At 42.8% G+C, this 22,240-nt stretch carries 14 protein-coding genes; 13 read left to right on the forward strand and 1 reads right to left on the reverse strand.

Annotation, left to right across the window (positions count from 1 at the left end):
- Positions 1-421: 421 nt before the first annotated feature.
- The gene (locus BUB08_RS12790) at positions 422-1,150 is read left to right on the forward strand and encodes a polyprenol monophosphomannose synthase (protein ID WP_073002595.1); all 729 of its coding nucleotides are present in this window, start codon (positions 422-424) and stop codon (positions 1,148-1,150) included.
- Positions 1,151-1,335: 185 nt separating this feature from the next.
- Positions 1,336-2,679 carry a dihydroorotase gene (locus BUB08_RS12795; RefSeq protein WP_073002596.1) on the forward strand — a complete coding sequence of 448 codons (1,344 nt, stop codon included), beginning with the start codon at positions 1,336-1,338 and terminating at the stop codon, positions 2,677-2,679.
- 37 nt (positions 2,680-2,716) lie between these two features.
- On the opposite strand, the gene BUB08_RS12800 is transcribed toward BUB08_RS12795, so the two are convergent.
- Positions 2,717-3,571, reverse strand: coding sequence for a patatin-like phospholipase family protein (locus tag BUB08_RS12800; protein WP_073002296.1), 855 nt, complete (start codon positions 3,569-3,571; stop codon positions 2,717-2,719).
- 174 nt (positions 3,572-3,745) lie between these two features.
- Between BUB08_RS12800 and mfd the strand changes: the two genes are divergently transcribed.
- The 11 genes from mfd (at position 3,746) to BUB08_RS12855 (ending at position 22,152) form a co-directional block, all read left to right on the forward strand.
- Entirely contained in the window at positions 3,746-7,099 is a 3,354-nt protein-coding gene (gene mfd, locus BUB08_RS12805) for a transcription-repair coupling factor (protein WP_073002597.1), read from the forward strand.
- Between the two features lie 119 nt (positions 7,100-7,218).
- The gene (locus BUB08_RS12810) at positions 7,219-8,337 is read left to right on the forward strand and encodes an efflux RND transporter periplasmic adaptor subunit (RefSeq protein WP_083570757.1); all 1,119 of its coding nucleotides are present in this window, start codon (positions 7,219-7,221) and stop codon (positions 8,335-8,337) included.
- Position 8,338: 1 nt separating this feature from the next.
- A complete protein-coding gene (locus tag BUB08_RS12815) occupies positions 8,339-11,395 on the forward strand; it encodes an efflux RND transporter permease subunit (RefSeq protein ID WP_073002297.1) in 3,057 nt (1,018 codons plus the stop codon).
- Positions 11,367-12,743 (forward strand): TolC family protein, encoded by a 1,377-nt coding sequence (locus BUB08_RS12820; RefSeq protein ID WP_073002599.1) that lies wholly within the window; start codon positions 11,367-11,369, stop codon positions 12,741-12,743. Before BUB08_RS12815 ends, BUB08_RS12820 begins: the two co-directional genes overlap by 29 nt.
- A 303-nt stretch (positions 12,744-13,046) precedes the next feature.
- Positions 13,047-14,633, forward strand: a complete 1,587-nt coding sequence (gene nadB / locus BUB08_RS12825) for an L-aspartate oxidase (RefSeq protein ID WP_073002298.1) — start codon at positions 13,047-13,049, stop codon at positions 14,631-14,633.
- Positions 14,623-15,468: a carboxylating nicotinate-nucleotide diphosphorylase gene (nadC, locus tag BUB08_RS12830; protein ID WP_217651616.1), complete on the forward strand. Its 846-nt coding sequence runs from the start codon at positions 14,623-14,625 to the stop codon at positions 15,466-15,468. Before nadB ends, nadC begins: the two co-directional genes overlap by 11 nt.
- 1 nt (position 15,469) lies before the next feature.
- Positions 15,470-16,201, forward strand: a complete 732-nt coding sequence (locus BUB08_RS12835) for a type III pantothenate kinase (RefSeq protein ID WP_073002299.1) — start codon at positions 15,470-15,472, stop codon at positions 16,199-16,201.
- Positions 16,188-17,483: a BamG family beta-barrel-assembly machinery protein gene (locus BUB08_RS12840; protein WP_073002300.1), complete on the forward strand. Its 1,296-nt coding sequence runs from the start codon at positions 16,188-16,190 to the stop codon at positions 17,481-17,483. The genes BUB08_RS12835 and BUB08_RS12840 overlap by 14 nt, the downstream gene beginning before the upstream one ends.
- A gap of 34 nt (positions 17,484-17,517) precedes the next feature.
- Complete coding sequence (locus BUB08_RS12845; protein ID WP_139249700.1) at positions 17,518-19,149, forward strand: tetratricopeptide repeat protein; 1,632 nt, start codon at positions 17,518-17,520, stop codon at positions 19,147-19,149.
- Positions 19,150-19,171: 22 nt separating this feature from the next.
- A complete protein-coding gene (gene lptC / locus BUB08_RS12850) occupies positions 19,172-19,804 on the forward strand; it encodes an LPS export ABC transporter periplasmic protein LptC (protein WP_175550005.1) in 633 nt (210 codons plus the stop codon).
- Positions 19,805-20,028: 224 nt separating this feature from the next.
- The gene (locus BUB08_RS12855; RefSeq protein ID WP_073002303.1) at positions 20,029-22,152 is read left to right on the forward strand and encodes a peptidylprolyl isomerase; all 2,124 of its coding nucleotides are present in this window, start codon (positions 20,029-20,031) and stop codon (positions 22,150-22,152) included.
- Positions 22,153-22,240: the final 88 nt, after the last annotated feature.

Consider the following 22,240-nt stretch of genomic DNA (forward strand, 5'->3'; position numbering starts at 1 on the left):
TCAAATTCTTCAAAATCAAAACTTGATTCTCTTTTCATTTTGCCAAACTAAAAATTTATATCCTTCTAACTTGACACACTTATTTGAACAGCGTCGAAAATGGGATTACAATTAGCAATTACAGCATATTCGCCGTTTATTATATCACAAGAAGACAATATGCCGAATACTCTTTTCCCCCCACATTAATATACGTCCACAAGTTTTTCCGTCTCTAACTCATCTTCTATACAATAACGAAGGAGCTTCGGCAAATTTTCGAAATGCACACTATTGTTTAAATCAATTTTGACAAATTCTGCCTACCTCATTATATATACCTGTTTGAATAATCGATAACACTCAAAATTTTAGAGCCTTTTATTGATAGGATTTGTTAAACAAAAGTGTATTTTCGTTCTCACAAATAAAATATTCGAAAGTGTCAAAAAACCTTGTAATTATTCCGACATACAATGAGAAGGAAAATGTGGAGAAGATGATACGAAAGGTATTTTCGCTACCAACACCTTTTCATTTATTAATAGTAGAAGATAATTCGCCTGACGGCACGGCGCTCATCGTAAAAAAATTGCAGGATGAATTTCCCGGCCAGCTGCATATACTGGAAAGAAAAGGGAAACTTGGCCTGGGAACGGCTTACATTGCCGGTTTTAAATGGGCATTGGAGCGTGACTATGAATTTATATTTGAAATGGATTGTGACTTTTCGCACAACCCCGACGATCTGCTCAGTCTCCACGAAGCTGCGCTGAACGGTGCAGATGTTGCCATTGGCTCCCGCTACATTTCGGGAATAAACGTAGTCAACTGGCCGTTGGGAAGAGTACTGATGTCGTACTTCGCATCAATGTATGTGCGCATTATCACCGGAATGAATGTAAAAGACACCACGGCAGGGTTTAAATGCTACCGCAGAAAAGTTCTTGAGACTATCGACTTCGAAAAGATTAAACTTATTGGTTACGGGTTTCAGATAGAAATGAAATTTACGGCGTGGAAATTCGGATTTAATATTGTAGAAGTTCCGATTGTTTTTACTGACCGTAAAGAAGGAACCTCAAAAATGAGCGGAGGAATTTTCAACGAAGCGCTTTGGGGCGTTATGAAAATGAAAATCAGAAGCTGGTCCAGAAACTATAAACGATAAAACGGACAATTTGTGCCAGCACTCCTATTTTACTTCGAAATATATACTATATATAAGATCAGAGTTATGAAACGAACATGGATTTTCTCAATTCAAAAGTCATAATAAGAAATGAGTAAATTTATGTGAGTTCCTGAATGTCTTCAAATTTATTGAACATTCAGAAATCAAAAAATTTTATACAGATGAAAAAACTCATCAAAGAAGCAACCATAGTCAACGAAGGACTGAAGTTTAAAGGGAGTGTTCTGATCGACAACAATACAATAGAAAAAGTATTTCCATACGCTGTTCCGAAAGACTTTGATTTTACAGGAGTAGAAATCATTGATGCAAGCGGCCTTTTACTAATTCCAGGAGCAATAGACGACCAGGTGCATTTTAGAGAACCGGGGCTTACCTACAAAGGCGAGATTGCCACCGAAAGTCGGGCCGCAGTAGCAGGAGGCGTTACTTCGTACATGGAAATGCCAAACACCAAACCACAATCTGTAACCCAGGAAGAATTACAAAAGAAATACGACCGTGCGGCTGAAGTTTCACCGGCCAACTACTCGTTTTACATGGGCGCAACCAACAATAACCTCGACGAAGTGCTTAAAACCGATCCCACAAAAGTGTGCGGCATTAAGGTTTTTATGGGCTCTTCAACCGGCAACATGTTGGTTGACGACGAGAAAACACTGTCTGAGATATTTCAGAATGCGCCCACTTTAGTAGCCACCCATTGTGAAGACGAAGCTACCATTCAGAAAAACATTGCGATTGCAAAAGCCAGGTATGGAGAAAATGTGCCTGTTTCGCGCCATGCACATATTCGCAATGATGAAGCCTGCTACATATCTTCGTCAAAAGCAGTGGAGCTAGCTTCCAAATTCGACACACGCCTGCATGTACTGCACCTCTCCTCTGCAAAAGAGATGAGTTTATTTTCTCCCGGAACGGTAAAAAACAAAAACATTACTGCCGAAGTTTGTGTGCACCATTTGTGGTTCGACGAGCGTGACTACATCACAAAAGGCAATTATATAAAATGGAACCCTTCCATAAAAACGATAAAAGACAAAGAAGCTTTGTGGGATGCTTTGCTTTCCGATAAAATTGACGTGATTGCCACCGACCATGCGCCGCACACCCGTGAAGAAAAAAACAACACCTATTTTAAAGCGCCGTCAGGCGGGCCGTTGGTTCAGCATTCTCTGACTGCCATGCTCGAAATGACAAACAAAGGTGTAATCTCAATAGAAAAAGTGATTCAGAAAATGTGTCATGCGCCGGCAGATCTGTTTCGTATCGACCGCCGCGGGTACATTCGCGAAGGATACTATGCTGATCTGGTGCTTATCGATCCGAATAAATCCTGGCAGGTTTCGCCAGAAAATATATTGTATAAATGTGGCTGGTCGCCATTCGAAGGCCAGGAATTTTCGCACCAGGTGGTTTCAACTTTTGTTAACGGCCAGGAAGTGTACAAAAACGGCGTGGTGCAAGACGGACTGACGGGGATGCGACTCAGTTTTCTGGCCTGACAACTATTTTAAGAAATTTCAGGGGAAAGCATAATCATTATTTTCCCAATTCTGAAATACCGGGCTTCCCGTCGCTGGCTTTCTTGAGCTCCATCACCTTTTCCAGATCGATGTCGTTAAACAGCTTCATTATTTGCCTTACTGTGGCGTTGTATCCAACCCGGTAAATTTCTTCAGCCTTATTAAAATTGAAAGTACTGAACTCGCGTGCTTCGGGTGGTTCAATTACAAAATCACAAACCTTTTTACTGTCTTCCACATTCTGTGCAATTCCCAGACGAAACGCACGCTCAGCAATAGCTTTCATTCCCTTCACTTTTCCCTCGGGACCATTATGATTTACGTGCACTCCAATCAACAGCTGGCATTTATCACGAATTGCCTCGGCAGGAAGATTGTTCAGCAAACCTCCGTCAACATAAGTTTGCCCGTCGATAATCTGAGGTTCAAAAACAACCGGAATAGATGCCGACGCCATAACCCACTGGAAAAGTTTTCCTTTTGATTTTATCTCTTCCTGCCCGCTGTTCAGATTGGTAACAGCACAATAAAAAGGCATTTTCAAAGCGGCAAAATCATCCTCTCCAATCATATCTTTCATCACTTTCTGAACCTGCCCAATATCAATCAGTCCGCTAAATGGCATGTGCCAGTTAATCATTTTGTGAAATTTGCTTTCCGTTAAAATGGCCAGTATTTCTTTTGGAGAACAACCGGCGGCATAAAACACACCCACAATGGCACCCATGCTTGTGCCCGAAATTACACGCGGTTTTATTCCGAAATTTTCCAAAGCATCCAAAACGCCAATATGGGCAATTCCGCGAGCACCGCCTCCGCTCAGGGCAATTCCAAATCTTGGGAGCTCACTTTTTGCTGTGATTTTATCCATTATACTGTGTTAAATTGAAGGAAACAAATCTACGAAAATACTGAAACAGACCATTCACATTTATTGTTGCAACAGACATAAAAAACAACGCAAAAATTAACGAACGGTGTTTACCCTGAAAAAGCATTACCAAACCACACATTATTTATACTTTTGCGAAAATTTTCAGGAAGTTTGGAACCTGTAACATTTCTAAAATATTTCGAAGGGCAAAAAGATTTTTCCGAACTGGTAAAAAAACTCTCTGCCCCCCCGGGTGAAAAAATTCACCTGCACGGACTTATTGGCTCTGCAAAAACGATATTAGCCGCCAACCTTTTCCGGAAGCTTAACAAAAACATGCTGCTACTTATTAACGACAGGGAAGAAGCAGCTTATTTATTCGATGATCTAAACAATCTTGGGTTCGAGGAATTCACTCTGTTTTTTCCCTCATCGTACAAACGATCCATTCAGTACGGAAAGCCGGAGCAGGAAAATATTGTTCAGCGGACAGAAACGTTGAACAAATTATCCGACCACGATACCATTAATATAGTAGTTACTTATCCGGAGGCGCTGGTCGAATCTGTTATTTCGCAGGCCAACCTCGATCAAAATACGTTGCAGGTAAGTGTTGGCGACAAAATCTCCATCGAATTCATCAACGAATTTTTATACGAATATGGTTTCGAACGGGTGGATTTTGTTTACGAACCCGGGCAATTTTCGGTACGCGGCAGCATTGTGGATATTTTTTCCTATTCCAATGAAGACCCGTACCGGCTCGATTTTTTTGGCGATGAAGTAGATTCCATCCGCAGTTTCAACATCGACAATCAGATTTCGAAAGAGACATTCAAAAAAATAACAATCGTTCCCAACATTCAAAATGAAAATCTGGAAGGGAATCGGGTACCTTTGTTTGAGTTTCTGCCCGAAAACACCATTTATATTGGGGAAGACCTCAACCAGTGTTTTCATCATGTAAACGATATCCACCGGCAGGCAATCCTGGCAAAGGCCGAAGAGGAAAACCTCATGGAAATGATTGTTCCGGGCGAAACGCTGAAAGAGCAACTTCAAACAAAAACTGTTTGCGACTGGGGGAATAACCTCTGTTTTGAACCGGATTCAACTTTTGAGTATTCATTTGCCCGGCAGCCGGTTTTCAATAAAAAGTTTGATCTGCTGGCTGAAAACCTGGAAGAGCACCAGAACAACGAATATCGGGTTTTCATTCTTTCAAACCATAAAAAGCAGATTGAAAGATTGCAGGCGATTTTCGGCGATATTAAAGCCACCGTAAATTTTACCCCGGTATATTTTACGCTGCACGAAGGATTTGTTGACCACGATTTAAAAATTTGCTGTTACACCGACCACCAGATTTTTGAACGTTACCACCGGTTTAAACTCAAAACAAAAAAAGATCAGCGCGAAGCCATCTCGCTAAAAGAGCTGAGCATGCTCCACCCCGGCGATTACGTTGTGCATATCGACCACGGAATCGGAAAATTTGCCGGGCTGGTTCGTACCGAAATAAACGGGAAAATACAGGAAGCAATCCGGTTAACGTATAAAAACAACGATGCGTTGCTGGTAAACATTCATTCGCTTCACCGCATTTCAAAATATAAAGGGAAAGATGGTTCGGAACCCACGCTGAACAAGCTCGGCACAGGTGCATGGCAGAAAATGAAAAACCGCACCAAAGCCAAAGTAAAAGATATTGCGAAAGAATTGATTGCATTATATGCTGAACGTCTTTCTGAAAAAGGGTTCGCATTTTCGCCCGACTCATACTTACAAACCGAGCTGGAAGCGTCGTTTATTTACGAAGACACTCCCGACCAGGAAAAAGCAACCGGTGCCGTCAAAGAAGACATGGAAAAACACATTCCGATGGACAGGCTGGTATGCGGCGACGTAGGCTTCGGGAAAACAGAAATAGCAATCCGGGCTGCTTTTAAAGCAGTAACCGACAGCAAACAAGTGGCGGTTCTGGTGCCAACTACCATTCTGGCATTACAACATTACAAAACATTTTCCGAACGGCTTGCTGATTTCCCGGTACGCATAGAATACATTAGTCGTTTTAAAACTTCGGCAGAAATAAAACAAACTTTAGCCGACGCAGCTGCCGGAAAGGTGGATATTTTAATCGGGACCCACCGGTTAGTAAGCAAAGATGTAAAGTTTAAAGATTTGGGGTTGCTCATTATCGACGAAGAACAAAAATTCGGAGTATCGGTAAAAGAGAAACTAAAAAGGTTGAAAGTAAATGTAGACACATTAACATTAACTGCCACGCCTATTCCGCGAACATTGCAATTTTCGCTGATGGGCGCACGCGACTTATCCATCATTCAAACACCGCCTCCCAACCGCTACCCCATTATTACCGAAGTGCATGGTTTTAACGAGCAAATCATCCGCGAAGCAATATTGTACGAAGTATCCCGCAACGGGCAGGTTTTTTTCATTCACAACCGGGTACAAAATATTTACGAAGTAGAAGCCGCCATAAAAAGAATTGTGCCGGAAATTTCTACAGTGGTGGGGCACGGCCAAATGGAAGGCCCCAAGCTGGAAAAAGTAATGCTCGATTTTATTAACGGCGATTACGATGTTTTGGTGGCAACAACCATCATCGAGTCAGGGCTGGATATTCCAAATGCCAATACCATTATAATAAACCATGCCGAAAATTACGGGTTAAGCGACCTTCACCAGTTGCGCGGACGCGTGGGGCGTTCCAACAAAAAGGCATTTTGTTACCTTATTACTCCGCCCCTGGCAACCGTAAGTCCGGAAGCCCGGCGCCGGCTAAAAGCTATCGAAGAGTTTTCAGACCTCGGAAGCGGATTCAACATTGCTATGCAGGACCTTGATATTCGTGGAGCCGGAAACCTGCTGGGCGCCGAACAAAGCGGTTTTATTGCTGATATCGGTTTTGAAACCTACCACCGCATTCTTAACGAAGCGGTTCAGGAGCTGAAACAGGAAGAGTTTAACGGTGTTTTCAAAGATTTGGGCAAAGAACAAACCCGGGCATTTTTAAATATCAAACCGGTGCACGATTGCCAAATCGACACCGACATGGAGTTGCTTTTCCCGCAGGATTATGTGCCCGGTAACTCGGAAAGAATGTTGTTGTACCGCGAACTGGATAACATTGACAACCGCGAACAACTGGAACAATTCAGCCTTGGGCTGCAAGACAGGTTCGGAAAACTGCCTCAGGAAACCCGCGAACTACTGGAAGTGGTAAAACTGCGCTGGAGAGCCCTCGATTTGGGAATGGAAAAAATCATCCTGAAAGAAGGCAAAATGATTTGTCACTTTGTTTCCGACCAGCAATCTTCATTTTATCAGTCTGAATTATTTTTAAAAATAGTGCAGTTTGTGCAGCACGGAACAACAAAAGGCCGAATGCGGGAAAAAAACAATAAGCTCACATTAACTTATGCAAACGTTTCTAATGTAGAAACCGCAGGGCACATTTTAAAAGAAATGGCTGCAGAAGTAATCCAACCCGCACAATAGTTGGCTCAAACATTTTTTTAAATTTGTTGGTTATTAAATTTAACCTTTTTCACCTTGCTTAGTCAAATAAGCTCGAAATAGAAATAAACCAGTTAAAAATTCACTTAATAAACTAGAACGTGGCCAAAAAAAATATTTTCAGACTCTCAATTACCATTGTATTAATACTGGTACTGGCAGGAATTGTTTTTTACCCCAAGCTGGAACCGCTGTTTAAATCAAACGAAGAACCCGCCCTCCAGCGCAATCCGCGGGGAATGGGAGCCGGACAACCGCTTTTTGCCAGCGGATATGTTTTGGTGCCGTCAAAAATGAGTGAACTAATTTACAGTACAGGTTCGCTGCTTCCTGATGAAGAGGTCGACCTTGCCTTTGAAACATCGGGCAAAGTAGTAGGTATTTATTTTGACGAAGGCCGAGGTGTAAAAAAAGGCGAACTCCTTGCAAAAATAAACGACAAACCCTTGCAGGCGCAACTGCTGAAACTGCAGGCGCAAAAAAAACTTGTTGAAGAACGCGAATTCAGGCAGCGGCAGTTACTCGACCGCGATGCCATCAGCCGCGAAAGTTACGACCAGGTGGCCACAGAACTGCAATCCATCGAAGCCGATATTATGCTTATTCAGGCGCGGATTGCCGAAACAGAAATGCGCGCTCCGTTCGACGGAGTTGTGGGATTACGAATGATTTCGGAAGGTGCCTACGCCACAACCCAGACCAAAATTGTACGGCTGGTCAAAACGCGTCCCTTAAAAATTGAATTTTCCATCCCGGAAAGATACGCCGGCGAAGTAGCTCCCGGGTTTCCTATTTCCTTTGTAGTTGATGGTTTTGCTGAACCTTTCAATGCTAAAGTTTATGCAATCGACCCAAAAGTAGATATTAATACCCGCACAATTGTAGTGCGCGCGCTTTATCCGAACAGCGGCGAAGAGTTAAAACCAGGTCGTTTTGCCAGTGTGCGTGCCCGGCTTTCAGAAATTGAAAACACGGTTTCGATACCTACCGAAGCACTGATTGCAGAAATGTCGGGAGAAAAAGTTTTCATTTATGAAAAAGGCAAGGCAAAAGAGGTAAAAGTAACTACCGGGCTGCGCACCGAATCGCACATTCAAATCCGCACCGGGCTGAATTTTGGCGATACCTTGTTAACAACGGCCATTCTTCAGTTACGAGAAGGCTTGCCGGTAAAACTCGACACACTTGTTACCAACCAACAACAAACTGTAAACAAATAACATGAGTCTTTCATCAGTCAGCATAAAAAGGCCGGTACTGGCTACGGTATTTTCCCTGGTAATATTGCTTTTCGGAGGAATAGGAATGACATTTCTCGGTGTCAGGGAATTTCCTAGTGTAGACCCGCCAATTATTTCGGTTAGCACATCGTACCCCGGTGCCAATTCAGATGTAATTGAATCGCAAATTACAGAACCGCTGGAGCAGTCCATCAACGGAATTCCTGGAATTCGTACACTTACCAGTAGCAGTAGCCAGGGCAGAAGTAGAATTACCGTGGAATTTGAGTTGTCGGTTGATCTGGAAACAGCAGCCAACGATGTGCGCGATAAAGTTTCTCAGGCACAGCGCTACCTTCCTCGCGATTGCGACCCGCCAACAGTAACAAAGGCAGATGCCGATGCCAGCCCTATTTTAATGGTAGCAGTTAAAAGTCCGAAACGGTCGCTGCTCGAGCTTTCGGAAATTGCTGAACTGACATTCAAAGAACAACTTCAGACAATTTCGGGAGTAAGTTCGGTTGGCATTTGGGGAGAAAAAAGATACGCCATGCGCATTTGGCTCGACCCGGCAAAACTGGCCGGTTACCAAATGACTCCGCTCGATGTTCGCAATGCTATTCAGCGCGAAAATGTTGAACTTCCGGCAGGCAGCATCGAAGGAAACACCACCGAATTAACCATTCGCACTTTGGGATTAATGACCACGCCAGAGGAATTCAACAGCCTCATTCTGAAACAGGAGGGCAACCAGTTAATCAGGGTGCGCGATGTGGGTCGTGCAGAACTCGGCCCCGAAGATTTGCGGGGAATCATGAAAATGAATAACGTTCCCATGGTTGCCACAGTAATTGTTCCGCAACCCGGCGCCAACCACATCGATATTGTTGACGCTGTTTACGACCGGCTCGAATTCATAAAAAAAGACCTTCCCGACGACGTGGAAATAGAAATCGGATTTGACAATACTCAATACATCAGGTCATCCATTGATGAAGTAAAAACCACCATTTACGTGGCTTTTTTCCTGGTGGTGGTTATTATCTTTTTCTTTTTACGCGACTGGCGCACCACCATTATTCCTATTCTTGTAATTCCGGTTTCGCTGGTGGGGTCGTTTTTTATAATGTACATTGCCGGATTTACCATTAATGTACTTACGTTATTGGCAATTGTACTTTCCATCGGGCTTGTGGTAGACGATGCAATTGTTATGATGGAAAATATTTATGTGAAAATTGAACGGGGCATGACTCCGTTACAAGCGGGGCACGAAGGAGCCAACGAAATATTTTTTGCCATTATTGCCACCACAATTACACTGGTAGCGGTATTCTTCCCCATTGTTTTTCTTGAAGGGATGACCGGAAGATTATTTCGCGAATTTAGTATTGTAATTGCCGGGGCAGTGGCTATTTCGTCGTTTGTGGCACTTACATTTACCCCGATGCTTTCCACCAAACTGTTAAAATCACGAAAAAAACATAACCGTTTTTACAACTGGTCCGAAAAGTTTTTTGAACGACTCAACAACGTTTACAAAAATTCGCTGGAGTCTTTTTTAACCCGAAAATACATTTCTGTATTTATTCTTATCGGCGCAGGATTTTTAATTTTCAGCCTTTGGAAAATTATCCCGGCAGAAATGGCTCCGATGGAAGACCGGTCGCAGTTCAACATAAACGTTACTCCTCCAGAAGGCGCTACTTACGAGTTCAACTACGATTATGTTGAAAAAGTTGGCGAGCTGGTGGAAGAAATGGTTCCCGAGGCCGAAAAAGTAACTACAATGGTAAGGGGAAGCTGGGCGTTTGTAAGAGTTGTTCTGGTTGATCCTTCTGAACGGGAACGCTCGCAGCAGGAGATTGCCGCTGACGTTTCTCGCGAACTGCGGAAAATGACCAAAGCCAGAGCCAGTGTAATTCAACAATCGACATTTGGTGGAAGGCGCGCACGCCAACCCATCCAATATGTGTTGCAGGCACCAACAATTGAACGCCTGCGTGAAATACTGCCCGAATTTATGGCAGAAGTAAACAACAGTCCGGTTTTTGTTCAGCCGGATGTCAACCTGAAATTCACCAAACCCGAACTTCAGATTGAAATAAACAGAGACAAAGCCAACCTGTTGGGCGTTTCTACCCAAAACATTGGGCAAACGTTGCAGTTGGCGCTCAGCGGCCAGCGTTTTGGCTATTTTATAATGAACGGAAAACAATACGAAATTCTGGGAGAATTGCCACGCCAGGAGCGCAACAAGCCGCTCGATCTGAAATCTCTTTACGTGCGTAACAACAGTGGCGAGATGATTCAACTGGACAACTTTGTAAACCTGAAAGAAACAACTGCCCCGCCGGAACTTTACCGCTACAACCGGTTTGTGTCGGCCACCATTTCTTCAAACTTAGCCGACGGAAGAGCCATTAGCGAAGGGATTGAAGAGATGGACAGAATTGCGGCAAAAGTACTTGACGACTCATTCCGCACAGCACTTGCCGGCGACTCAAAGGATTTCAGAGAAAGTTCATCCAGCCTGATGTTTGCATTTGTGCTGGCCATCGTACTTATTTTTCTGGTTCTTTCTGCACAGTTCGAAAGTTTTAAAGACCCGATTATCGTAATGATGACCGTTCCGCTGGCACTTACAGGAGCTCTTATTTTCATGTGGTACTTTAACATTACCATGAATATTTTCAGCCAAATCGGAATTATCATGCTCATTGGGTTGGTATCGAAAAATGGAATTTTAATAGTAGAATTCGCCAACCAACGAAAAAATGCAGGGATGAACAAGCTTGAAGCCATAAAATTTGCTTCGGGAGCACGCTTCCGCCCGATTTTAATGACAAGCCTTTCGACCATTCTCGGTATTCTGCCGCTGGCAATGGGACTGGGCGAAGGAGCTCAAAGCCGGGTAGCAATGGGTACTGCTGTAGTTGGCGGTCTTCTCATCGCCACTTTCCTTACATTGTACGTTGTTCCGGGAATTTACCTGTTAATTTCAAGCGAATCAAAAAATAAAGATGAAAATGACAACACCCTTGATAAAGCGAAATAATCCGTTCAATTTAAAAAATATTACACTGGCGTTTCTGCTTATTTTTTCAATCGGAAATGGCCGGGCACAGGAGGTTTACGATCTTACCCGCTGCGTTGCAACCGGACTCGAACAAAATTTTTCGGTTAAAGTAGCCCGCAATCAGCAGGAGGTTGCTGAAAACAACCACACCCGTGGCAATGCCGGATTTCTACCAACGGTAACTACTACAAACCGGTTGGGTGGGAACTTAACGTCAACCACCCAGAAAATGAATGACGGATCGGAGAATAATTCGCGGGGAGTTTACAACACAACCGGTTCAGCTGCACTGGAGCTGAACATGACACTGTTTAACGGATTCAATGTTCAGACCACCTGGCAAAAGCTAAACGAACTCAAACAAAAAGGGGCGCTGAACACCCAAATGTCCATGGAAAACCTGGTTGCACAAATTGTAGCTGAATACTATTACTACATTCAGCAACTAAACTACCAAAACAACATGGAATACGCCGTTTCACTTTCGCGCGAACGCGCACGCATCGACGAAGACCGATATTTGTTGGGAGCATCTTCAAAACTGGAACTGCTGCAGTCGATCGTCTATTTAAATGAAGACAGCTCGCGGCTTGCACGCCAGAATGAATCTATTCTGGAATCGGAAGTACGGCTAAAAAAACTCATGTCGCTCGAAAATCTGGAAGAAAAAATAAAGTTAGCCGACACTTCAATAGTGTTTAATTCAGAACTGGTTTATGCCGAACTTTTAAATTCGACCCTCGATTTGAACACCAGTCTGCAAATCGCTAAAAAAAATCACGTTATTTCCGAACTCGATTATAAAATTATTGCCTCTCGGGCCTATCCGTATCTCAACCTCTCGTCGAACTATAATTACGGTTACCGCGGATACGGCACCGGAAATATTAGCGACTATGGAGAACTGGCATTAAGCAGCCAGCAAACCAATACGCTGAATTACGGGCTTACACTGGGCATGAATATTTTTGACGGGTTTAACCGACGCCGTGAAAAAAGTAATGCGCTAATTGAAGTAGAAAACCAGCAGTACCGTTTCCAGCAGGTTGAACAGGAAATTAAGGCCGACTTACTTACCGTGTATTATGCTTACGAAAATAATTTACGGCTGGTACAACTGGAAGAAGAAAACCTGAATGTTGCCCGCGAGAATCTGGAGATTGCACTGGAACGCTACAGGCTGGGTGCTTTGTCGGGTCTGGAACTGCGCGAAGTACAAAAAAGCCTGCTCGATGCAGAAGAACGTTTGATTTCGGTGAAATACCAAACAAAGCTGGCGGAGATTTCGCTGCTCCAGATTGCCGGAAAAATTATGGACTACGCATAAAAATTCATTCATACCTTATATAACAGGTCAGATCAATCCAAACGGCATTGAAAAGTAGCTGGGGAAAATCACAAAACCCACGTCAACTTAATCTTCATAAAAATACGGTCGTTGTATAAGCCGCGAGGTTTTAATGCGACAACTTAAGAAAACTGATTTTACAGAATCTGCCACGTTCAATACTCCACATATTTGTTCCGGTTATACCTTATTATATAGGCAACAAAAAAAGCATGGAAAAAAAAAGCGCAATTACTTGAAAGAAATAGTAACTTTGCCGCGCATTTACCAAAAGCATGTTTCATGCAAACATTTGAATTTGACACTATTGTAATTGGAAGCGGACTTGCAGGACTAACTGCGGCTTACCACTCTTCAAAATTTGGCTCTGTAGCAGTAATCACCAAGTCAGAGCTCGACACCAGTAATTCCTATTATGCACAGGGAGGAATAGCTGCTGCTATTGGCAGCGACGACTCGCCCGAAGAGCATATGACAGATACTTTTACAGCAGGGCGCGGGCTCTGCGACGAAGATTCTGTTCGAATCCTTGTAAACGAGGGAAAAGAGCGGGTGCTGGAACTCATTGATATGGGAATGCAGTTCGACAAAATAGACGGCAACCTTGTTCTCGGACTGGAGGGAGCACACAGTAAACGCCGCATTTTACATGCCGACGGTGATGCAACCGGAAAGAAGATCACCTGTTTTACGCTTCAAAAAGTAAAAGAGAAAAAAAATATTACTCCGTTCGAATACACTACCGTTGTTAAATTACTCAAAAACAACGGTGCTATTGTTGGAGTGCAGGCGCTCGATTTCAGAACCGGAGAGAACCTGCTTTTCAAAACAAAAGCTGTTATTTTGGCCACAGGTGGATTGTCGCGTATTTTTGCCCGCTCTACCAATCCACATACTGCCACCGGCGACGGAATTGCACTGGCATGGGAGGCAGGCGCCAGAATTTCCGACATTGAGTTTATTCAGTTTCACCCATCAGCACTTTGTGTGCCGGGAGAAGAAGCTTACCTCATTAGCGAAGCTGTTCGCGGAGAAGGTGCCTGGTTGCTCGACCACGACGGAAAAAGATTCATGAAAGAAATTCATCCGCTCGCAGAGCTGGCTCCCCGCGACGTGGTGGCATTTAATATTTTCAAAAAACTTAAACAGTCAGGAAAGGACTTCATCTACCTTTCGTTAAAGCATCTGGATGGAGAGAAAATAAAAACGAGGTTCCACAATATTTATTTGCATCTGCAGGCCGTTGGAATTGACTTAACCAAAGATTTGGTTCCGGTTGCGCCCGCGGCACATTACATGGTTGGAGGCATTCAAACCAATCTGGACGCAGAAACCAACATTAAAGGACTTTTTGTTTGCGGAGAAGCAGCCTCAACCGGAGTAATGGGAGCCAATCGTCTGGCCAGCAATTCGCTGCTGGAGTGTCTGGTGTTTGGGAAACGTGCCAGCGAAACCGCAGCAAAACTTGTTTGGACGAAGGGAGATCTTCCGGAAATAAAACCTGTACATAACAACACTTCCACTGAAAATACTTTCCTTGAAATGCAAAACAAAATTGCTTCTGTAATGATGACAAACCTGGGCATCGTAAGAAATAAGGCCGGGTTGGAAGAAGCAAAAACGAATTTTGAGGACATTGCCAAACAATACGAAAGCACAAACAACGATTACAATTTGCAAAAAATAAGGAACAGCGCAACAGTTTGCGGATTAATTGCAAAAGGAGCGCTCACCCGCGAAGAGAGCCGGGGCGGACACATTCGGTCCGATTTTCCGGAAGAGCAAAAAAACTTTGAAGTGCACATTGTACAACAAAAAAATAAAGATATTCATTTTGAACCTGTAAGACGAGAAACACATGATGGATGAAAGAACGCTGGAAGCAGCTGAAATACTATTCGAACTGGCTTATACCGAAGATGTTGGCGACGGAGACATTACCACCAATAACCTGATTCCACCAGAAACCAGCAAAACTGCTGTTCTGGTGGCAAAAGAAGACGGCGTTGTTGCCGGCCTGCAGGTTGCAGAAATGGGTTTCAGAAAGCTCGACGAAAACATCGAATGGAAAGTTTTTCTGCCGGATGGAAGCAAAGTAAAAAAAGGAGATACAATTGTTGAATTTAAAGGAAGTTACAGGGCATTACTGACAGGCGAACGCACTGCGCTTAATTTTCTGCAAAGGCTCTCCGGAATAGCTACTTTTTCCAATTTGTGTGCTACAGAAGTAGCAGACTACGACGTAGAAATACTCGACACCAGAAAAACGCTGCCCGGATATCGTCATCTCGACAAATATGCAGTGCGAATGGGAGGCGCATCCAACCATCGGTTTGCACTTTACGACATGGTTATGATCAAAGATAACCACATTCAGGTAGCAGGAGGCATAAAACAGGCAGTGGATGCCATACGGTACAAAATACCCAAAAGCATCAAAATTGAAGTGGAAACAACTACCATGGAACAGGTACAGGAAGCAATTGATGCAGATGTTGACATCATCATGCTCGACAATATGGATCTGAAAATGATGAAGGAAGCCGTTGAACTTATTAACAAAAGGGCAAAAGTTGAGGCTTCCGGAAATATGACCCTTAAGCGCATCAAAGAAGTAGCTGCCACAGGAGTAAACTACATTTCAATTGGGGCGCTCACACACTCTGTAAAAGCACTCGACATCAGTCAGCGTATTGTCGATTAAAATGAATCTTATTATTGACATAGGTAATACGCGGACGAAATTCTCTGTGTTCAATCACGGCGAAGAGATGATTTCTGTGCCCGTGGATGAGTTTCTGCCATCGCATGTCGATGTGCTTCTGAAAGAACACCCTTCCATCGATAGTGTTATTCTTTCGTCAGTAAAAAACTACTCGCAGGAATTAAAAAAGTATCTTCAGAAAACGTTCAATACTTTTATTGAACTGGATGAAGAAACTCCGCTACCTGTTGAAAACTGTTACAACACAAAAGAAACTTTAGGAAAAGACAGACTGGCAGCAGCCGTTGGCGCATTTCATCTTTACCCTAACAAAAACGTATTGATAATTGATGCAGGCACTGCTATTACCTACGATTTAATAAATGAAAAAGGACAGTACCTGGGCGGGAACATCTCTCCGGGACTGGAAATGCGATTTAAGGCGCTAAACCATTTTACAGGGCGCCTGCCATTAGTCGAAAAAAAAGATTTCGGAAAATTGTTTGGCCAAACCACATCAGAAGCAATACGTGCCGGAGTACAGCATGGCACTGTGTTTGAGGTAGATAAAGCAATTGAAACTTTTAAGGAATTTTATAAAAATTTAAACGTAATTATTACCGGTGGCGATACCATTTTTTTTGATAAGAAATTAAAAAATTCTTTCTTTGTACATTTCAATTTAATAGCCATCGGGTTAAACCGCATATTAGAACATAATGGGGAGAATTAGAAGCGTAGTTTTTATGGCCGGACTGCTTATAATGCCGGCTTTATTATTTGCACAATTTAATAATAACACCACTTCACCGTATTCACGGTTTGGTTTAGGAGACCTTCATTCATACAGTTTCGGAAGAACTGCTGCCATGGGAGGGGCATCATTGGCCAGCCGCAACAACCAGCAAATTAATATGTCGAACCCGGCATCTTACACAGCGGTTGACTCTCTTGGATTTATGTTTGAATTCGGGGTGAACGGGAAGTTTGCAAATTACAGCAACGATATTACAAGCATGAATGCCAACGATGTAAACTTCGGGTATTTTGCCATGAACTTTCAAATTACAAACTGGCTGGGAACTTCAATGGGACTTACCCCATACTCTGACGTAGGCTACGATGTAAATATAACCGACGAGATTGAGAACGCAGGAAAAATCCTTTACCAGTACACCGGAGGAGGCTCGTTGTCGAAAGCTTACTTTGGACTGGCAGTTAATCCGGTTAAAAACATTTCGGTTGGAGCAAACCTGAATTACATGTTCGGTTTGCTTAGCCGCACCGGGCAAACTTACTTTTTGGAATCATCCAGCTTTTACAAAAACCAGAGAAACGAAACCCTCAGAATCAGAGATTTTAATTTAAATTTCGGAATACAGGGAACCATTCCAATTAAAAGCGACCAGCGCGTTACGTTAGGAGCTGTTATCGAGAACAAACCCAAATACACCGGTTTTTATTCCGATCTGAATACAAAATATATTTCTATTCCTCTGGGTAGCAACAACTATGCAAGCGACCTAGACACAATAAGCAACGTCAACGAGGACAACATAAACATTCAATTTCCGCTCACTTATGGGTTTGGAATTTCTTATGTAAAAGACAACCAATTGGAAATAAACGCAGATTATTACCACCAATCCTGGTCAGACGTAAATTTACCGGGCGGAGGCAACGATGTTTTAACAGATTTAAATAAATTTGCCGTTGGTGCTGAATGGATTCCTGATAGATTTTCTATTCGCAGTTACCTCAGCCGAATCGCTTATCGTGCAGGTCTGAAATATGAGAATACTTATCTTCTGATTGACAATCAGCAAATTAATGATTTTGGCATAAGTTTTGGAGTTGGATTACCGGTTTATCGTTCCAACTCAACAATAAATGTTTCAGCAGAATTGGGCAGAAGAGGAACGAAAAAAGACAACCTTATTCTTGAAAATTATGCAAAATTAAACCTGAGCGTTAACTTATACGACTTGTGGTTTATTAAACGAAGATTTGATTAAAAACGAAATAAAAACAAATAAAAATTACGAGACTATGAAAGCTGTTTTTCGCATATCACTCTTAATGGCCTCCCTGGTTTTAGCAGCCGTCACTACCATTCAGGCTCAACGAATAATCAAAGGCACTGTTTACCGCGAAGGCAAACCGGCTGCCGGAGTTACTGTTGAAGCACACCGTGGCGGCTCAATGATGACCAGTTTCGATGGGAAATATGAAATTGAAGCTGACGCTAAAACCAAGTGGATCAGATTTACTTTTATCAACGAATCTGAAAGGATGGACATTTCAGATAAGCAAGGTGATGTGTTCGATTTTGCATTTGACGGAAAACTTCCCGGAAATGGAGAAGAAACTGAATCGGGTGATGTGATATTGAAATCTGCAGAAGAACTGATTCGTGAACAAGACAGGGACTTTATGAACGAATTGTCTTTATACAACGAATTCTACAAGCAGGACAATATTGAATCTGCAATGCCTCACTGGAAAAAAGTTTACACTACATATCCAAAATCAACCCTGAATATATACATCCACGGTTCCAATATGTACGAAAAACTCATCGAAAAAGCTGCTACTCCCGAAGAAAAAGGCAAACTCATTGATGAATTAATGAAGCTTTACGATAAGAGAACCAAGTACTTTGGAGAAAAAGGCTATGTTTTAGGAAGAAAAGCAACAGCATGGTTGAAGTATAAACTGGATAACGACCGGGCTCTGGACAATGGAGATTTGAAAGAAACTCTGAAAAAAGGTTACGACTGGCTGAACGAATCAGTTACAGAAAGAGGGAACGAGTCTGAACTTCCGGTACTGGTTTTATTAATGCAGACTTCGCGTTCGTTATTCAAACTGGGCGAATTACCAAAAGAAACAGTTGTAAAAAATTACGACACCTGCAATTCAATTCTAAATGCTACGCTGGATAAAACAACAGATGCCGAAACGGTTAAGAACATCGGCGACGTTCAGGCCTACATCGAAGACATATTTGGCACATCGGGAGCTGCTGATTGCGAAGCTTTGGTAAATATTTTCACACCGCAGTACGAAAGTAAAAAAGACGATGTGGAATTCATTAAAACCATGTTGCGCCGCCTCGGCAACGCCAATTGTGACGAAACTCCGCTGTTTTCTGAAGCAACAGAAAAATTGTATGAGCTTGAACCATCGGCAGAGGCTGCATTTAACATGGCACGCCGCTTCGTTAAAAGAGACGACGCCGAAAGAGCAAAAAATTACTACCAGCAGGCAATGGAGCAGGAAACCGACAACGAATTGTTGGCTAAATATTACTACGAATACGCTCTGTTCATTTACGCAAAAGAACACGCTTTGCAGGAAGCCAGAACTTACGCTAAAAAAGCGATGGATATAAAATCTGATTACTGCGAAGCCTTAATGTTGATTGGTGATATTTATGTAGCAGCAAGCCGTTCGTTCGGGTCAGACGATTTTGAAAAATCAACCGTATTCTGGCTGGCTGTAGATTATTACGAACGCGCTCGTTCAAATCCGGACTGCGCCGTAGATGCATCTAAAAAAGCAAAAGACTACCGCAAGTACTTCCCAAATAAAGAAGAAGCTTTCTTCCGCAGTTTGCAGGAAGGACAAACCTACAAAGTAGGAGGTTGGATCAATGAAAGCACAAAAGTCAGGTTCTAGAACCTTCAAAATATTATATTATTTGCGAATTGCAGCCCTTTTTGCAGGGGCTGCATTTCTTTTCTTTGGCTGCGAAAATAACATCGAGAAGATAAAAGCATTCAGCTCTTCCGACAATCTGCCCGACATGGAAGCTGCCACCTTTGAAACCATGTTTACCGACAGTGGTGAGGTGCGTTTCTTTCTGAAAGCTCCAACAGTTCTGCATTTCGACGGCGAGGGAAAACCATACTTCGAGTTTCCCGACGGTATTGAGCTCATAAAATACGACGAGCACGAACAGGTGATTTCCAGCATTACTGCCGATTACGCCAAACAATTCGAAAAAGAAGAAAAGTGGGAGGCAAAAAACAATGTTGTGGCAACCAATGCTCAGGGTGACACACTGAAAACCGAGCACCTCATTTGGGAAGAAAAAGACGAGAAAATTCATACGGAAGAATTCGTCCGGATTATCCGCGAAAACCAGATTATTACCGGAATTGGATTTCAGTCTGACCAGTCGCTGCAAAACTGGAGAATAAAAAATCCAAAAGGAACAATTTATATCGACATGGAAAATCCGCAGCCTCAGCCAGCCGATTCTGTTCCACCAACACTCCAGGAGGCTCCGAAACAAAATACTTTGCAAAAACCGCTGAATCTCGGAAATTAGCCCGAAGCTTTCCGTTCTCAGGCATTTATAAACGGAGGAAGCATTAAAAATCGCGCGGCAACAACACAAAAAACAGGAGTTATTTTACTGATAAACAATAACATACGTCCGATATTAAACCACACCTCCAAAAGTGGATAAAATCTCGCGGATTCCTTTGAAAATTACTATATTCGTAGCTCGAAAAAAACAAGTAAATTTTGCATTAAAATAACTGTAAATCAATGGCAACGTTACAAACGATTAGAACAAAAGCAGGATTACTGGTAGCAATTGTGATTGGTATCTCACTTGCTGCATTTATCCTGGGCGACATGTTTCAGGGGGGAAGCTCCATCCTTCAAGGCAACCGCATGGAAGTAGGAGAAGTCAATGGAGAATCGATTCAATACCCTCAATTCCAACAAGAAGTTGAAAAATTGGGTGATATCTACCGCATGAATACATCGCAAAACCAGTTAGATGAAAACACATGGGTACAGGTTCGTGAACAAACCTGGCAGACTATGATCAGAGACATTGTGATGAATGATGTGTACAAAAAAATTGGGATTACAGTTAGTTCAGACGAACTTTTTGATATGCTTCAGGGAACAAACCTCCACCCTATTGTTCAGCAACTTTTCAGAAACCCGAACACCGGGCAGGTTGATCGTGGTGCAGTAGTACAGTTCCTCAAAAACCTGGAAACAGGTGTTGCTCCGGAACAGCGCCATTACTGGCTTTATCTCGAAAACCAAATTGTAGACGAGCGCATTCAATCAAAATACAACAGTCTGGTTGGGAAAGGATTGTACGTTACTTCACAGGAAGCATCAAACAGCCTCGCCGGAAGAAACAAAGAAGTTAGTTTCGACTACGTTGCGCTGAATCACACATCGGTAGCAGACAGTCAGGTAGTTGTAACAGAAAAAGACCTGAAAGACTATTACAATAAAAATCAGGACACCTACAAACAGGAAAAATTACGTCAGATAGAATACATTACATTTCCGGTAGAGCCTTCGGAACAGGATTTTAAAGACACTGAGAAATGGATTAACGATGTTGTTTCCGACTTTGCATCAGCAACTGACAATGCTGCTTTTGTAAACTCAAACTCTGATGTCGACTTTGACGACACCTGGTACAAACAATCGGATCTTCCGGAAGATATTGCAACTTGGGTTTTTGAAAACGATGCAAAAATCAACGACATTTTCGGCCCTTATTTTGAAGACAACGCTTACAAACTTGCGAAATTACACGCATCTGAAATGTTGCCTGATTCAGTTGAAGCACGCCACATTTTATTGCAGGTAAATACACAGCAGGAGCTTATTGCACAGCAAGCACTTGCCGACAGTTTAAAAACTGCAATTGAAAATGGCAGTGATTTCTCTAAACTGGCGATGGAATTTTCAGCCGACCAGGGGTCTGCAATCCAGGGAGGTGAATTGGGATGGTTTGGCCGCGGCCAGATGGTAAAACCATTTGAAGAAGCAGCCTTCAATAACAAGGTTAAAGAAGTATCTGTTGTAACTTCCCAGTTCGGAATTCATATTATTCAAACCACCGCTCGCGGTCAGTTGTCGCGCCAGGTGCAAATTGCCTACCTTGTAAGAAACGTAACGCCCAGCACTCAGACTTACCAGAGTGTTTACGCAAAAGCCAGCGAGTTTGCAGGGAAAAACGTCACCAAAGAAGATTTTGATGCAGCCGCTACTGAGCAAAAAATCAATAAAAGAAGTGCATCACTCCGCGAAACAGATCGCCAGGTTGCTGCACTGGAAAACTCACGCCAGTTGGTAAGAGCGGCATTCAGCTCAAAAGTTGGTTCAATTGTGGAAGACCAGCAGGGTTCTACCATTTTCGACTTCGGCGATAATTTCGTAATTGCTACCCTTGTTTCAGCGTCTGAAGAAGGCGTTGCGAGCTTCGAAAGTGTAAAAGCCCGTGTTGAACTGGCCGTATTAAAAGAAAAGAAATTACAATTCCTGGCTGAAAAAGCGAAAAAAGCCATGGAAGGGAAAACTGACTTGGAAGCCATTGCTTCTGAACTTGGCTCTACTGTTAAAAATGCAGCCAACATTAACCTTACTTCCATTCAAATTCCCGGAATAGGAATGGAACCGAAAGTTGTCGGCACTGCAACAAACATGTCGCCCGACCAGATTTCCCAACCTGTAGCTGGCAAAAATGGCGTATATATTATAAAGGTTATCACTGTTAACGAAGGCGATAATCAGGATACAGAGGGCGAAAGAGCCCGTCTTGCCCAGAGTCTTACATTCAGGGCTGCTTCTCAGGCTTACAACGTTCACCGCGAAAAAGCTGAAATAGAAGACGAGAGAAGCAAATTCTATTAATAAAATTTCAATTAAATAAAGAAAAGGCTGCCTGATTTTTTTCAGACAGCTTTTTTTTTGCAATGATTAATTTGAGTTAAATCAATTT

Origin of the sequence: Mariniphaga anaerophila, from assembly GCF_900129025.1 — a bacterium.
GTDB classification, from domain to species: Bacteria; Bacteroidota; Bacteroidia; order Bacteroidales; family Prolixibacteraceae; genus Mariniphaga; species Mariniphaga anaerophila.